Raw genomic sequence first — 16,229 nt, forward strand, 5'->3', positions numbered from 1 at the left:
AAGCACAACCCGCATAGGAAGAAATAAAACCGCAGGTAGAGCCCTTGCGCAAAAGTCATGTGCTCGCGATATTGCAAAAAGTCTACTCACTTAGCTGACAACTGCACCAAACGGCTGAGCAGAACGCCCATTTCCTGCATTTTCTTTCGCGCTGGCGCCCCGCACCGCCGCTACGCCATAATGGATGGCGGACAAACGGCGAGAGAAAGTACCCCCACATGGCACAGACCACGATAGATACCGCCGCCAGCACCGTCTCTGGCGCCGGCGCCGCCAGCTCATTCTCGGGCGGCACGGGAACCGAAGCCGAATTCGGCTCACTCGGTGCGCTCTCCCCCACCTGGTGGGAGCCCGAGGACGGCAGCGAGCCCGAACCGTGGCTCACGCCCGACCAGGCCTTCGAGCGCTTCTTTGAATGGACGAGCAATCGCGGTATTGAGCTGTGGGACCACCAAGAAGAGGCCCTCATGGATCTAGCCGCCGGCGATCACGTCATTCTGGGCACGCCGACCGGCTCGGGCAAGTCGCTTGTCGCGCTAGGTATGCTCTTTATGGGCATGGCGCAAGGCAAGCGCTGCTACTACACAGCTCCTATCAAGGCTCTGGTCAGCGAGAAGTTTTTCGACTTGGTGCAGGTGCTCGGCCGCGATAACGTCGGTATGATCACCGGCGACACGCATATCAACACCAAGGCGCCCGTCATCTGCTGCACGGCAGAGATCCTTGCCAACGACGCACTGCGCGAGGGCGAAGATGCCGATGTTGGCTGCGTCGCCATGGACGAGTTCCACTACTTTGCCGACCCTGATCGCGGTTGGGCCTGGCAGGTGCCGCTGCTCACCCTGCCTCACACGCAATTCATGCTCATGAGCGCCACGCTCGGCGATGTCACCGCGATTGCCGCCTCGCTCGAGGAACACACCGGCGCTACCTGCGACTTGGTCGTCGATGCCCCACGCCCTGTGCCGCTGAGCTACGACTATGTGACGACCTCCCTCGAGGGCACCGTCGAGCTCGCGATGCGCCGCGGCGAGGCCCCGCTCTACATCGTGCACTTTAGCCAGGATGCCGCCCTTGCGACGGCACAGTCGCTCGCCAATTTTGGCATCGCCAGCAAGGAGCAGCGCGAAGCCATCAAAGAAGCGGCAAAGGGAACGAGCTTCTCGACGGCCTTCGGCAAGATCCTCAAGCGTTTGCTCGGCTGCGGCGTCGGCGTGCACCACGCCGGTATGCTGCCGCGCTATCGTCTGCTGGTCGAGCGCCTGGCGCAGCAGGGCCTACTGCCCGTCATCTGCGGCACCGACACACTCGGCGTCGGCATCAACGTGCCCATCCACACCGTGGTCCTCACCGCGCTCACAAAGTTCGACGGCTACAAGATGCGTCGCCTGCGCGCCCGCGAGTTCCATCAGATTGCCGGTCGCGCCGGCCGCTCGGGCTTCGATACCGAGGGCATGGTGATTGCCGAGGCACCCGAGCACGAGATCGAGAACGCCAAGCTCATGGCCAAGGCGGGCGACGACCCCAAAAAACTCCGCAAGATTAAAAAGAAGAAGGCCCCCGAGGGCTTTGTCACCTGGAACAAGCAGACCTTTGAGCGCCTGATCGAGACGCAGCCCGAAACGCTCAAGCCGCGCCTTCGCATCACACACTCCATGGTGATTAGCGTGGTCGAGCAGGGCGGTGACGCTCGCGCCCGCGTGCACGACCTCATCGAGACAAGCCTGCAGACCCCCGAAGAAAAAGCCAAGCTCGAGGTTCGCGCCGACGAAATCTTCGCCACGCTCATCGATTCCGGCGTCGTCGTTCGCACCGAGGTGCCACCCGCACCCGATGCCCCGACTGACACCGCACCAGATATTGACTATGCGCTGACGGTCGATCTGCCCGAGGACTTCGCGCTCGACCAGCCGCTCTCGCCGTTTTTGCTTGCCGCGCTGGAGTTGCTCGATCCCGAGAGCGAGACCTATACCATGGACCTCATCTCGATGGTCGAGGCAACGCTCGAGGATCCCAAGCAGGTGCTGCGCGCTCAGGAGCGCGCAGCGCGGGACCGCGCGATGGCCGAAATGAAGGCTGACGGCGTCGAATATGAGGAACGCCTGGAGCGCATCCAGGATGTCACCTACGAAAAACCGCTCGAGGACTTGCTCGATGCCGCCTTCGACAAGTACTGCCAGGAAGTGCCCTGGGCAAACGACTATCAGCTCTCTCCCAAGAGCGTTCTGCGCGATATGCTGGAAAGCGCGAGCGATTTTAAGGGCTACATTCAAAAGCTCGGCATCGCCCGCTCCGAGGGCATTTTGCTGCGCTACCTGGCAGAGGCTTACCGTTCACTCGACCGCACCGTGCCCATCGAGAAGCGCGACGAGCGCCTGCGCGACATTATCTCGTGGCTGGGCTTTGTGGTGCGCTCGGTGGACTCGAGCCTGGTGGACGAGTGGGAGAACGCCGGCAACCCGGCAGCCCTCGATGCTGCGCCGCCGCGGGGCATCGACGAGGTCGTGGCGGACCGCCGCGGCTGCACGCTGCTGGTGCGCAACGCGCTCTTCCGCCGCGTGACCCTTGCCGCCCGCGAGCACGTTCGCGACCTGGGCGAGCTCGACGACGACTGGGGCATGAGCGAGATCCGCTGGCAAAAAGCGCTCGACGCTTACCACGAGCAGCATGAGGAGATCCTCACCGACGGAGATGCCCGCAGCGCCGCGATGTTTTCCATCGACGAGTCCGACGAGAAGACCACGCACGTATGGCACGTGCACCAGATCTTTGCCGACGAGGATGGCGACCACGACTTTGGCATCATGGGCGATGTCGATCTGGACGCCACGCAGGACGGCGGCGAGGTCATCTTCAAGATCTACCGTGTCGGCTTTATCGAGGACCTGCTCGAGGACTAGCCGAACATACTGGAACGAAACGAAGCGGGGCCGTTGGCAATATCGCCAGCGGCCCCGCTTTTGCACTATACGCTATGCCTTACTCGGCATCCTCGACCTCATACGAATCCGCCTCGGCCGGCTTATCGTTTGTCTCTGACGCAGCCCCGCGCGCCTCGTCAAACGCCGCCTTCATGGTCTTGTTGCCCCACGTGAGCTTACGAATGGTAAGATCGTCGGCTTTCTTGTTGGCTAGGCGCAGATTGTTCTCGGAGGACAGCAACGCCTCCTTGGTTTTCTGCAGATGGCTAATCGTCTTGTCGATCTCATCAATCGCCGTTTGGAACTTGCGGCTCGCGATCTCGTAGTTGCGACCGAAATCATTCTTGAACTTCTCCATCTTGGCCTCGAAGTTCGTGACGTCAATGTTCTGCTGCTTGTACTCCGCTAGCTCCTGTTTATAGCGCAATGAACCCATGGCGGCGTTGCGCAGCAGCGTAATCATGGGAATAAAAAACTGCGGACGGATCACGTACATCTTCTCGTAGCGGTAGCTCACGTCCACGATTCCTGCGTTATAGAGCTCGCTCTCGGGCTCGAGCAGTGTGCAGAGCACCGCGTACTCACAGCCTTTCTGGCGACGATCGTGATCGAGTTTCTTAAAGAAGTCCTCGTTTTTATGCTTGGTCGCGGTCTCGTCGTTCTCGTTTTTCATCTCGAACATAATCGAAATGACCTCGTTGCCGCTCGCGTCGCACTCACGGAAAATGAAGTCTCCCTTGGTGCCCTCGGATGCATCGTTATCTTTCTCGAAGTACGCATTGGGAAACGCCGTCATGCGCAGACGGTTAAACTCGGTCTCGCAGTGCTGCTCGAGCGACTCGCCCACCATCTTGGTGGACAGGCGAACCTTCATGTCCTTAAGGCGCTCAATCTCTTCATCCTTGTAGCGAATCAGGTCATCGCTCGCGCGCTTGGCCTGCGCAAGCTCGAGCTCGTGTGCCGCCTTGGCTTGCTCCTCGCGAGAATCGCGCACCGCCAGCTCGCTCGTCAGTTTGGCACGTGCCTCATCGCGCTCTCGCTCCGCCGCGGCGACCGCCTCTGACAGGTTCATTTTTGCCATCAGTTCCTGCTCGCGCAGCTGGGCACGCAGGCCCTCGGCCTCTTGCTCGGACTGAGCCTTTGCGGCGGAAAACTTCTCTTGCACCTTCGCGCGATAGTCAGTAAGCGCGCGCTCGGCCTCGCTGCGAGCGGCATCGAGCTCACGCTGCGACTCTGCCGCGGCAGCGGCAAGCGCCATCTCCTGGGCCTTGTCCGCCGCGGCGATCCTGGCCTGCAGCTCGGCAATCTGAGCGTCGCGCGCGGACAGGTCGTTTTGAGCAGCATTGCGTGCCGCCGCCTCGGCAAGCCTGGCTTCATCATCTTTGCGCTCCAACTGCGCACGTAAATTGTCGATCTCGCGCTGAAGCTCGGCATTCTCCTTTTGAGCATCGGAACGGGCCTCAACCGCCGCGCGCTGACTTGCACTCTCGCGCTCTGCGGCAGCGCCTTCGAGCTTGGCGCGCAGCTCGGCAAGCTCAGCGTCGCGCTTGGCAACCTCTTGTGCCAGCTGCTGAGCTGCAGCGTTCTTCTGCTCGACAAGCTGAGCGTCGCGCTGAGACTCTGCCTTTTGCAAAGCAGCCGTCGAGCGCGAGCGCTCAAGCTCCAGTGCCTGCTCGCCCTCGCGCTGGACCGCCTTCACACGCTCATCAAGATCGCGCGAGAACTCGGCATCGCGCACCTGTTTGACGATATCTGCATAGCCGGACGCATCGACCTTAAACACTTCGCCGCAATGCGGGCACTTGATCTCGTTCATGGCAGCTCCTCGATGGACGCAAATTTCAACCGCCTACACTCTACCGCGCCGCACGGACAAAAAAGACGCCGCCGCCATAATGGCAACGGCGCCAGAACCACCACAAAGGCGACTGTCCCCTTTGTGGTGACTTGGGTCCTTACAGGTCGCGGTAGTCGATCAGGCGAAGATCAGGTTGAGACTCAAGCCAAGTGCGAAGCTCGGGGTCGATCAGCGCATCGACTTCCTTGGTGCGGTCGGTCGTGAGCGAGCTGTTCTCCAGGATAAAACGATCGAGATAGCCCGGATGGCACACAAAGACGACCGTCTCGCCGTCCACCATCTCGCGAACCGTCTGCATGATTGCCTCTTTGGGCTCGTAGCCCGGCTCCATCGAGCGCATCACCATGCGCAGATCAGTATCTCCGCAATGCACCACAGCCGCGGGGTCGAAGCTCGCCTTTTGCTCCTTAAGGCCCAGCTCCTGAGCAACCGCCGAGATCGCTCGGTTAAGGTTTTTGCTCATGACGGCATGGGCCTCAAAGTAATCGGGCTCGCGGCCCACGATCTCGACAAAGCGGTCATGCTGCGCGCGGATCTCGATGCAGGCCTCGTCGAAGTCTATCAACTCCTCGCCGCGCTTAAAATGATCGCGGAAGGTACGGCTGCTATGGAACTCGCCGTTCTCGTTGAGCATGCTCGGAATGAGCGCCGGGTCGGCACACGGCTTGCCCAGGCACACGTTGGTGTGCTGACCCACCGCAATGCCGACATCCGCCACGAGCGACCAGCCACGCTCGGCCTCGGGCATATTGGGCATAAGTCCCGCCGAGCGCACCAGGCCCTCATTGATACTGCGGGCAATCCCCAGGTTAACGGCATACGAATAACCGATATCGTCGGCACGAATGAGCAATTGCTTCATATTGACCCCCATCTACGGAAAGGGACACTTGAAGCGCAGCCAAGTGCCCCAGATAATTGTCCTACCGAACGGATGCTTTAGGCTTTGGCGGCAGCAGCGTCTTCGTCGAGCTGCTCCTTGGTAAAGCCAAAGAAGTAGGCGATGGCAGCGGCGGCAACAAATGCAGTGCCCGATGCAACGCAGCCCCATACGAGATTAGCAGTTCCGCCTGCAACATAACCTGTAATACCAAGGATATTAGTTGCGCCCAAAACATACGTGGTCACATTAGTGAGAGCCGCGATCAGGCCGCCGATAGCGCCGCCCGCGACCATGGCACCCAGGCAGCGAGTATACTTAAAGCCGCAGCCATACAGCGCGGGCTCCGTCACGCCACCGACAATGCCGGAGAGCGAGAAACCAAGCATAGCGCCCTTTTCGTCGACCTCCTTAAGGCGCAGGAAGGCACCGAAGGCCATGCCCCACGTGGCGAACTGAGCGATAGCACCCGCGACCATAACGCAGGAGTCAGACCCTGAGGTGAGCACCTGCACAATGCCGAGGGCAATCAGAACCTGGTGCATACCGGTCATAACCAGGAACTCCCAAAGCGCAGCAATGGCGACGAGGGAGAGGATCGTGACGATGCCGCCAGCGTTTCCGAGGCCGAACATAAAGTTGCCGACCAGGTCGCCCAGAATGGAACCAATCGGAGCTAGGGCGCACAGGGAAACGGGGGTCATCACAGCCATGGTGCACACGGGCACAAACACCGTGGAGAGCATGTCGGGGATGATCTTCTTCATGAACTTCTCGACGACCATCAGCACCGGCATAGACAGCAGCATGGGGAGCACGGTCGCAGAATAGTTGTTCAGCTGAGCCGGGAGCGCGCCGTAAACCATCGTGGTCGTAGCACCCGAATCCGCCGCAGCGTTGACCAGCGTCATGAACTCAGGGGCAATGAGCACGCCGCCGAGCATCATGCCGAGCGGCTGGCTGCAGCCGAGCTGCTTTGCGGCAGCCCAACCCAGATAAACAGGGAGGAAATAATAGCCTGCGTTGTAAATCCAGTTGTAGAAGAAGTTGTAGATGTCGGAATCAGCAGACCAGATACCGAGCATGCCGTCGCCGCAAAGTACGGCAAGTGTGCGGAACATGGCGGCGCCCATGATAATGGGGATCGTCATGCACATTGTCTTGGACAGGTAGTTAAGGGCCTTCTTGCCCGCAGTCTTGACCGTCAGTGGCTCCTTGATGCCGTCATCGAGGTTCTCGTCAATGGAGCCTTCGCCCTTGACGCCCAGCGCAATGGCGGCGTCATAGACCTTCGGCACGTTCTGGCCAATGATGACCTGATACTGGCCGCCAGACCACTGTGCACCCAGCACGCCCTTGATCTTCTTTACTTCATCGTCATTGGGAATGGACTGATCCTTGAGGTTCAGACGCAGGCGGGTCATGCAGTGCGTCGCGTTCGTCACATTGGAGGCGCCGCCGACGGCAGCAAGCACGTCCTCGGCAATCTTCTTGTTATCGACAGCCATGTCGAATCCCTTCTCTTCCAACTAAAGGCCGTGGGACTTCACGGCACCAAGACGCACAATTCCGCTCGCGCCTGCGCAGCGCGCGACATCAGTTGGCAAGAGATTGATTTGCATGTGATTCCCGGGTGGATCGACATGAAAAAGCCCCGCGCACAACCGACAGAGACCCAATTATGGCCTCGGCAGAATCGGTAGTGCCTCTCGGAGCTGCGCCGTGAGTAACACCCAACACACGGCGAGTATATGCGGCAGATGCGTTCGTTGCGGCTCAGATTACCGACGAACGGTAGCAAACGACCCGCGAACGGTCGCCATGACGGAAAGGAAATACCAGAGAGCCTATTTATCCGAGTGGACAGAAGCCACGCGATTCACATGCATGATCAGATAGACGAGCTCCTCTTGGGCCAATGGCTCGCCAAAGGTCTCTTGAATCAGATCGTCGACACGGTGAGCGCAACGCGATGCCGCCGGATACTGCTCCACGAGCACGTCGTAAAGACCGGAGTTCTCGGTATCGATCGGCTCTTTCTTTGCCACGCGGTCGAGCAGATAGCGCACATGAGTGGCAAAGCGGGCAAAGGCGAACGACGAGCGATCGACCGTCACACCCAACTCTTCTTGAATAATCGCGACCGTCATATCGAGCAGTCGCTCCTCGTGCTGCTCGGCAAGCACGCGCCGCTCGCTCGGCTTAACCGATGCGTTGACAATCGACATGGCAATGCCCGCGGCCTCGCTTCGGGGCATGCGCACATGAAAGCTCTTCTGGATACCGCGAACAGCCAGCTCGCCCAAGCGGTATTCGATGGGATGCAGCTGCTCAAGATCGCGCTCAAGCGGCAACGACACCACCATGTGTTCGCGGGCACGCTTAATGGCAAACTGAATATGGTCTGCCAATGTAATGGGAAGGTTAGGACTCAATTCGTACGAAAGCTGTCCGGTCGCGATATCGGCCAGCTGAGCAGAAAACTCCAGCACCTCGGGATCGACCTCATCGATAAACGCCAGGTACTTTGAATCAATGCCGTAAAAGGTACGCGTGATGACATCCAGGTCGACCTCATGCGGCATATCGCCAAAGCCGATACCACGACCCAGCGCGATAAGCTGACGCCCCGCGCCGTCTTCGCAGATGGCAGCGTTATGGTTAATGCGCTGGATAGCCCTCATGGATTCATCGCTCCTACTGAAACGCGCCGCACAGACCATCCGCGCGGCGCGTTCATTCTACCTGCACTTACAGCTACAGTCCAAAGAAGCCTAGGATTTGGTCACGGCTTACGGGCTTGTACTCGTTGGCATCGAGGCCGACATCATAGCGAAAGATGGGGCGCTCGCGATCGCGGTTGCGCGCGTTGGTGCGGTCTCCCCTGCTGTGGATATGCCCGTGCAACATGATGGCGCCACGCGCCTTGCCGTTCCAGCTGAGCATGGGGTAATGGCTCATTACCAGGCGATGGCCCTTAGCGTAACCGGGGGCGACCTCCAGATAATCGCGCACCTCATCCCAAATGTGCGGCGCGTCTGGATCTTCCCAGTCGCCGTCATGGTTACCGCAGATGAGCGTTACGTTCTGACATTCGATGCGCTCGCGCAGGCGCACCGCCTCCACCATGGGCAATCGATACGTAAAGTCTCCCAGGACATAAAGGCGGTCGTCCACAGCCACGCACTCGTTGATGGCATCGATGACACGGCGGTTCATCTCCTCGACCGAGTCAAACGGTCGATCCATGTCGTGCAGGATATTCGTATCGCCCAGGTGCAGGTCGGCGGTAAACCACATCATCGTCTCTGTCCTCATTTCGCAACGCGTATAAGACCTGTCTAGTATACAGACGCAGCGATGCGACAATTACCCAAAGAGCCCACCGAACAGACCTCGGCGGCGCTTGTCCTTTTTATTCGAACCTTTACCCCGGGCGTTCTTATCCTTTTGCTTTTTGCGGTCCTGCTCCAACTCATCGTCATCGAGCAGCGAATCCCACTCAAACGGATCGTCTACCAGATTGAACAGGTCATCGTCATCAAACATGACCGCCTCCATCACCGATTAGCGAGTATCCACCACATAGTTGAGAAGTCTACGGGTTCGTGCGGACACAAATTCACCCCGTCCGTGTCTTTCAATCGTTTGCCGCAACGCTTGCGCAACGGAACGCTTGCAGATAAGATAGGAACACGGATGGCACCCGTGACAGCGGGTCTTGCCAACTCCGATACACGTTTTCATCGTGAGAAATGGCCGTCTTCGCTTACGCGGGGACGGCCACTTTGTTTATCCCTATGTCATCTGATTCTAATGCACAAACATGCGCACGAACTTGTGCTTCCAGCTTGCGTAAGGAGCATAGCGGAATGGCACGTCGAGCCAGGTTGCCTTGTTCACGATGCTCTTCTTGTGACTAAACGTATCGAAGCTCTCGCGGCCATGGTACTGCCCCATACCGCTCGCGCCCATGCCGCCAAAGCCCATATGGCTCGTAGCCAGATGCATGATCGTGTCGTTGACGCAGCCGCCGCCAAAGGGCACGTAACGCACAAAGCGTTGCTGAGCCGCATGGTCCTGGCTAAAGATATACAGAGCTAGCGGCGTCGGACGATCCGCAATAAACGTCTCTGCCTCGTCTAGGCTCTCAAACGTCAGCACCGGCAAGATGGGGCCGAAAATCTCCTCCTGCATTACGGCGTCATCGGGGGTCACGCCGTCTAGAATCGTCGGCTCAATCTTGAGCGACGACTCGCGCGCGGTACCTCCAAGCACAACCTTATAGGGATCGATCAGCCCGCGCACGCGCGCAAAATGCTTGGCGTTGACGATATGACCGTAATCCTCGTTGTCGAGCGGATGCTCGCCAAACATGCGACGGGTCTCCTCCCTGATGAGGCCCAACAGCTCATCGTGTACGCGCGTATCGACCAGCAGGTAGTCGGGCGCCACGCAGGTCTGCCCCACGTTGAGCCATTTACCAAAGGCGATGCGCCGTGCCGCGACTTTTAAGTTTGCCGTGGCATCCACAATGCAGGGGCTCTTTCCGCCCAGCTCAAGCGTCACGGGCGTCAGGTTTTTACTTGCGCGCTCCATGACGAGCTTGCCGACCGGAACGCTACCGGTAAAGAAAATCTTGTCCCAGCACTCATCGAGCAGTGCTTCGTTCTCGGCACGGCCGCCTTCTACAACCGTCACCAGGCGCGGATCAAATGCTTCCTCGCAAATCTGCCTGAGCACCGCGCTCGATGCCGGAGCATAGGCACTCGGCTTGATGACCACGGTATTGCCCGCGGCAAGGGCGCCGGCAAGCGGCTCGAGCGTTAGCAAAAACGGGTAGTTCCACGGAGCCATGATGAGTGTGACGCCATAGGGCACGGACTGCGTCTTGCACACACTCACGGCGTTGGCGAGGTCACACGGACGCAGGCGCGAGCGACTCCATCGAGCCACATGCGCAATCTGATAACGAATCTCGGAAAGCGAGGTGCCGATCTCGCACATATACGCCTCGTCATGCGACTTTCCCAAATCGGTCTTGAGCGCATGGGCAATATCGGCCTCGTGGGCCCGCACCGCATCGCGTAAACTCACGAGCGCACGACGTCGAGCATCGACATCAAACGTGGCGTGTGTCTTAAAGTAGGCGCGCTGATCGCCGACGATGCGCGCAATTTCCTCGGTGTTCATGGACCCTCCTAATTCTCGCCCTCAAACATACCACCCGCGACGACCTCGTACATACGCTCGAGCTCCAAACGGTCCATTAGAAGCGGAACGGGGTATAGCGGATTGGCCTCGGCATCGGCATGGGCCGCCATTTGTGGAATATCGGAGCGGCGAATGCCCGTCACATATTTGGGTATGCCCAAGGCGGCGTTCATGCGGTCGACCCAATCGATAAAGGCCTCAGCAGCCACGTTGTCCAGCGCATTAGCCGGCGCAATGCCGGCCATGCGGGCGAGATCGGCGAGCTTGGGAGCAGCAGCTTCGCCATAGGCGCGAAGCATGTGCGGCAGGATGATGGCGTTGGCCAAGCCGTGGGGAATCCCGTAACGCCCGCCCAGGCTGTGCGCGATGGCATGGACGTATCCAACATAAGAGCGCGTAAAGGCAACGCCCGCTTTATACGCCGCCGAAAGCATATTGCGGCGCGCACGCATGTTGCCACCGCACTCATAGGCCTCGAGCAAATTGTCGTGGATGAGCTGCACCGCCTGGCGCGCCATCTTGCGCGTATAGGGCGTGGTGCTGCGCCCGATAAAGGCCTCGACGGCATGCGTCAGGGCGTCCATGCCCGTTTGCCCCGTAATGGAGGCGGGCAGGCCGCGCGTAAACTCGGGGTCGTGCACCGCAAAGCGCGGGATCAGCACAAAGTCGTTAATGGGATACTTGTAGTGCGTCTCGTCGTCGGTAATTACCGCTGCAAGCGTGACCTCGCTTCCCGTGCCCGCCGTGGTGGGAACGGCGATGAGCAGCGGCAGGCGACGATGGATACGCAACAGGCCGCGCATCTTGTTGATGGGCTTCTTTGGCTGCGCGATGCGCGCGCCCACGCCCTTGGCGCAGTCCATGGCCGAACCGCCGCCAAAGCCGATAATGGCCTGGCAGGTGCTCTCTCGATACAGAGATGCCGCTTCCTCCACGTTTGAGACCGTGGGGTTCGCACGTGTTTCGGCATAGACCGCAGCGCTAATTCCCTTGGACGCGAGCGCTGTCTCGAGCGGTGCCGTGAGCCCCAGACGGGCAATGCCGGGATCTGTCACGATAAGAACATGGTGTATTGAACGCTTTTGAAGCACTGCGGGCACTTCCTCAGCGTGCTCTAAAATGCGTGGCTCGGTATAGGGCAGCACCGGCAATGCGATGCGAAAAACCGTTTGATACGTTCGGCACCAGGCGCGGCGGGCTAGATGCATAAAGGAAGCTCCTTCATTTGTTGATTGGTCAACATTTGCTCGACCGATTGTACTCATCGGAGGTCGCACGAGGTCTAGCAATCGTTAATCAATCAACATCTACACATGCTTAAATTGTTTTATTAAAAATCATTCCTAATAGGCTTCACATTCGGTCTCATTTATGGATAATAGAACTCGTCAAGACGCACGTCCGGAGAGGGCCCTTACGGGACCGGACGAGCGCACCATCGCCATCGATCGAAAGGATCGAATCATGAAGTTTGTTTGCCCCGTTTGCGGTTATGTGGAAGAGTTCGACGGCGACCAGCTGCCCGAGGATTTCAAGTGCCCCCAGTGCGGCGTTCCCGGCTCTCGCTTCCTGAAGCAGGAGGAGGGCCAGCTCGAGTGGGCTGCCGAGCACGTCGTGGGCGTCGCCAAGATGGAGGGCGTCTCCGAGGACATCGTTGCCGACCTGCGCGCCAACTTTGAGGGCGAGTGCTCTGAGGTCGGCATGTACCTGGCCATGGCTCGCGTCGCCCATCGCGAGGGCTATCCCGAGATCGGCCTGTACTGGGAGAAGGCTGCCCACGAGGAGGCCGAGCACGCCGCCAAGTTCGCCGAGCTTCTGGGCGAGGTCGTGACCGACTCCACCAAGAAGAACCTCGAGATGCGCGTTGAGGCCGAGAACGGCGCCACCGCCGGCAAGACCGATCTTGCCAAGCGCGCCAAGGCCGCTGGCCTCGATGCCATCCACGACACCGTGCACGAGATGGCTCGCGACGAGGCTCGCCACGGCAAGGCTTTCGCTGGCCTGCTCAAGCGCTACTTTGGCTAAGCCAACTGCCTGAGACATAACCTCTAGCTCGAAGAAGGCCCGGACCGTATTGGTTCGGGCCTTTTCGTTGGCTTATTGCAGTTGCTCCTGAAGAACACTGAGCGACTGAGAGCTCAGGTCGTCGTATTGTATGAGGACGCGAGATGGAGCGTTCTTAGTCGATGCCCGATCACCCGTCCACAGGCAATCGGCGATGTTGACATAGGAAATACGAGCGTCAGCGAGAGCCTTCGCGAAACTCTCCCCTGCCTTGTCCTCGGCCAGGGCAACAGTGCAGTAAAGGCCCGCGTCTGCATGCTCGATCGAGACCTCCCCTGCCGGAAACGCTTTCCGTACAAGCGCTGCCAGGCCATCGCGTGCCTCGCGAGCACGCACGCGCACGCGGTTCACATGCCGCTCGTAATCACCCGATTCCAGCAAGCGCGCTAAAGCGACCTGGTCAACAGAACTTACCGACGAGGCGTAGAAACCAAGGTTGCGTTTAAACCTCTCCATTAGTTCATCGGGCAGCACCATGTACGCCAAACGTAACGCCGATGAAAGGCTCTTCGAAAACGTGTTGGTGTAGATGACCGATTGGGCGGCATCGATCGACGCGAGCGCGGGAATCGGCTTGCCGGCAAGGCGAAACTCACAATCAAAGTCATCTTCGATGAGATACCGGTCCGGCTGCTCGGCGGCCCAGCTCAGCAGGGCATAGCGACGCGCAATGCTCGTCACAAGGCCGGTCGGATATTGGTGAGACGGCATCAGGTGAAGGACATCCGCCCCAGTTTTCTGCAGAGCGCTCAAGTCCACGCCCTCACCGTCCAACGGGATATGCCGCACTTCGCAACCCATGGCCTGATAGATGCGCGTCAGGCGCAGATAGCCCGGATCCTCAACGGCATACACCTTGTCGGCTCCAAGCAACTGAACCAACATGGTATCGAGCAACTGGGCGCCCGCACCGATAACGATGTTGTCGGGGTCGACATTCATGCCCCTTGTCCCACGCAAATGGTGAGCGATAGCGCGTCGTAGCCGAGCGGTGCCCTGTGCCGGCGCGGTCGAAAAGATTTCACGTTCATCTTCGGATGTCAGCGTCGCCCGTAGCGCGCTTTGCCAAAGCCGCGCCGCCTCCAAGGCGGAAGGAGAAAGTGCGTCGAATCGCTCGACTTGTCCGTTGACATCATGCGCGCTGGGGCCCACGGAGGCGTCATCTCGGTCGATGCCCTCCGCAGCCGAAGCCAAAACCGGTGCATCGGGAAGCTCGCACGCGTAGTAACCACGGCGCGGCTTTGAGCAAATATAGCCCTCGGCAAGCAACTGGCTATATGCATTTTCGATTGTAATGACACTAATTCCCAGATGACTGGCAAAGGCTCGCTTAGACGGCAGATGTTCCCCCGCCGCAATGCGTCCAGCTACGATATCATCTCGAATTTGCTGGTAAACATACTCATAGAGCGATGCTTCGCCGCGTTTTTCCAAATTGTAGTCAAGCACGAGCCTATCACCTGACCTTATCGAATCATTCAATCTGGTATTAGTCTGGTCTTGTTATTATCTCGAAAACTGAGTATTTCGCCATACCCAGCTCCCCGATAGGATGTTCCGTCAAGCAATGCACATGCCAACCAAGGGAGCAACAATGGCAGAACAGACCAGCAAGGCCGATCGCGTCAAACTCAATCGCGAGCTCGCGCAGATGCTCAAGGGCGGCGTCATCATGGACGTCACCACGCCCGAGCAGGCACGTATCGCCGAGGAGGCAGGCGCCTGCGCCGTCATGGCTCTCGAGCGCATCCCGGCCGACATCCGCGCCGCCGGCGGCGTGTCGCGCATGAGTGACCCCAAGATGATCAAGGGCATTCAAGAGGCCGTCTCCATCCCCGTCATGGCCAAGTGCCGCATCGGTCACATCGTCGAGGCGCAGGTCCTTCAGGCCATCGAGATCGACTACATCGATGAGTCCGAGGTTCTCTCCCCCGCCGACGATGTCTACCACATCGATAAGACCCAGTTTGACGTCCCGTTTGTCTGCGGTGCCCGCGATCTGGGCGAAGCGTTGCGCCGTGTTGCCGAGGGCGCCACAATGATTCGCACCAAGGGCGAGCCGGGCACGGGCGACGTCGTCCAAGCCGTGCGCCACATGCGCAAGATTCAAAAGCAAATCCGCGACGTTGCTGTTCTGCGCGATGACGAGCTCTTTGAGGCAGCTAAGCAACTGCAAGTTCCAGTCGAGCTTGTGCGCGAGGTCCATGCCACGGGCAAGCTTCCCGTGGTGAACTTTGCCGCCGGCGGTGTAGCAACCCCCGCGGACGCCGCGCTGATGATGCAGCTGGGTGCCGAGGGCGTCTTTGTCGGCTCGGGCATCTTTAAGAGCGGCAACCCCGCCAAACGCGCCGCCGCCATCGTTAAGGCTGTGGCAAACTTCACCGACGCCAAGCTCATTGCCGAGCTTTCTGAGGACCTGGGCGAGGCCATGGTCGGTATCAACGCTGACGAGATCGAGATCATCATGGAGGAGCGCGGACGCTAGTCCAGCAGAAAGGATCGCACATGAGCGATTATGCAGGCCAGACGGTCGCCGTGCTGGCGGTCCAAGGCGCTTTTGCCGAGCACGAGACAAGACTATCCGAGCTGGGCGCACGTTGTATTGAGCTGAGGCAGGCGGCTGATTTGATGCAGGACTTTGACCGTCTGGTACTTCCCGGCGGCGAGTCCACCGTTCAAGGGAAGCTGCTTGATGAGCTGGGCATGCTCGAGGAGCTTCGCGCCCGTATCGCTGAAGGCATGCCCGTCCTGGGCACCTGCGCCGGCTTGATTCTACTGGCTCACGACCTTGCCGCCCATGACGATAAAGGCACGCCGCGTTTGGCAACCATGGATGTACTTGTCGAGCGCAATGCCTACGGCAGGCAGCTCGGCAGCTTTCGAACCAAGGGGCAAGTAGCCGGCATCGACGGCGAAGCGCCGCTGACGTTTATCCGCGCGCCCCGCATCGTCGAGGTCCACGGCGACGCCAAGGCCCTGGCCGAAGTCGATGGCCGCATCGTCGCTGCCCGCCAAGACAATCAGCTCGGCGTAACCTTCCACCCCGAACTCGACGAAGACACCCGCCTCCACGAACTGTTCCTACAAATGTAGGCGGAATCGAAACGAGCGCGGATTTTCGGACACTTAATAGACGAGAGTGGATAATCTCCCACTTTGAGCTCGAATACAGGCCCAAACCGGGAAATTATCCACTCTCACGTTATGCAGTCGTTGGGGACGTCCTTAAACGACTAGTTATTTAAGAACGTCCATTACAGTCGAAATTGTCAGCCCGGGCCCGTCTCGGGCT

Annotated in this window: 13 protein-coding genes; 4 read left to right on the forward strand and 9 right to left on the reverse strand. The window is 59.3% G+C overall.

Annotation, left to right across the window (positions count from 1 at the left end; translation table 11 throughout):
• Positions 1-218: 218 nt before the first annotated feature.
• The gene (locus DW112_RS08785; RefSeq protein ID WP_117640540.1) at positions 219-2,900 is read left to right on the forward strand and encodes an RNA helicase; all 2,682 of its coding nucleotides are present in this window, start codon (positions 219-221) and stop codon (positions 2,898-2,900) included.
• 79 nt (positions 2,901-2,979) lie between these two features.
• Here the strand turns inward: DW112_RS08785 and DW112_RS08790 are convergent, their stop codons facing one another.
• The 8 genes from DW112_RS08790 to DW112_RS08825 all read right to left on the reverse strand — a co-directional run bounded on the left by DW112_RS08790 (position 2,980) and on the right by DW112_RS08825 (position 12,081).
• The gene (locus DW112_RS08790) at positions 2,980-4,737 is read right to left on the reverse strand and encodes a DUF2130 domain-containing protein (protein ID WP_117640539.1); all 1,758 of its coding nucleotides are present in this window, start codon (positions 4,735-4,737) and stop codon (positions 2,980-2,982) included.
• Positions 4,738-4,876: 139 nt separating this feature from the next.
• The gene (locus DW112_RS08795) at positions 4,877-5,641 is read right to left on the reverse strand and encodes a ChbG/HpnK family deacetylase (RefSeq protein ID WP_117765952.1); all 765 of its coding nucleotides are present in this window, start codon (positions 5,639-5,641) and stop codon (positions 4,877-4,879) included.
• A 77-nt stretch (positions 5,642-5,718) separates the two neighbouring features.
• Positions 5,719-7,167 carry a PTS transporter subunit EIIC gene (locus tag DW112_RS08800; RefSeq protein ID WP_117797677.1) on the reverse strand — a complete coding sequence of 483 codons (1,449 nt, stop codon included), beginning with the start codon at positions 7,165-7,167 and terminating at the stop codon, positions 5,719-5,721.
• Positions 7,168-7,506: 339 nt separating this feature from the next.
• Positions 7,507-8,343: a PRD domain-containing protein gene (locus DW112_RS08805; RefSeq protein ID WP_158551187.1), complete on the reverse strand. Its 837-nt coding sequence runs from the start codon at positions 8,341-8,343 to the stop codon at positions 7,507-7,509.
• 73 nt (positions 8,344-8,416) lie between these two features.
• Complete coding sequence (locus DW112_RS08810; protein WP_233545900.1) at positions 8,417-8,962, reverse strand: metallophosphoesterase; 546 nt, start codon at positions 8,960-8,962, stop codon at positions 8,417-8,419.
• 66 nt (positions 8,963-9,028) lie between these two features.
• Complete coding sequence (locus DW112_RS08815; protein ID WP_118065551.1) at positions 9,029-9,208, reverse strand: hypothetical protein; 180 nt, start codon at positions 9,206-9,208, stop codon at positions 9,029-9,031.
• A gap of 264 nt (positions 9,209-9,472) precedes the next feature.
• Complete coding sequence (locus DW112_RS08820; protein ID WP_118328792.1) at positions 9,473-10,852, reverse strand: aldehyde dehydrogenase; 1,380 nt, start codon at positions 10,850-10,852, stop codon at positions 9,473-9,475.
• Between the two features lie 8 nt (positions 10,853-10,860).
• Complete coding sequence (locus DW112_RS08825; RefSeq protein WP_118328793.1) at positions 10,861-12,081, reverse strand: iron-containing alcohol dehydrogenase; 1,221 nt, start codon at positions 12,079-12,081, stop codon at positions 10,861-10,863.
• Between the two features lie 253 nt (positions 12,082-12,334).
• Between DW112_RS08825 and DW112_RS08830 the strand changes: the two genes are divergently transcribed.
• Positions 12,335-12,898: a ferritin family protein gene (locus tag DW112_RS08830; protein ID WP_070097113.1), complete on the forward strand. Its 564-nt coding sequence runs from the start codon at positions 12,335-12,337 to the stop codon at positions 12,896-12,898.
• A gap of 72 nt (positions 12,899-12,970) precedes the next feature.
• Here DW112_RS08830 and DW112_RS08835 read toward each other — a convergent pair whose 3' ends face one another.
• Complete coding sequence (locus tag DW112_RS08835; protein ID WP_158567024.1) at positions 12,971-14,386, reverse strand: PLP-dependent aminotransferase family protein; 1,416 nt, start codon at positions 14,384-14,386, stop codon at positions 12,971-12,973.
• Between the two features lie 145 nt (positions 14,387-14,531).
• On the opposite strand from DW112_RS08835, the gene pdxS reads away from it, so the two are divergent.
• Entirely contained in the window at positions 14,532-15,422 is an 891-nt protein-coding gene (gene pdxS, locus DW112_RS08840) for a pyridoxal 5'-phosphate synthase lyase subunit PdxS (protein ID WP_118328794.1), read from the forward strand.
• Between the two features lie 20 nt (positions 15,423-15,442).
• Positions 15,443-16,030: a pyridoxal 5'-phosphate synthase glutaminase subunit PdxT gene (pdxT, locus tag DW112_RS08845; protein ID WP_117765938.1), complete on the forward strand. Its 588-nt coding sequence runs from the start codon at positions 15,443-15,445 to the stop codon at positions 16,028-16,030.
• Positions 16,031-16,229 lie beyond the last annotated feature (199 nt).

Origin of the sequence: Collinsella sp. AM09-41 (genome assembly GCF_003473245.1) — a bacterium.
GTDB lineage: Bacteria > Actinomycetota > Coriobacteriia > Coriobacteriales > Coriobacteriaceae > Collinsella.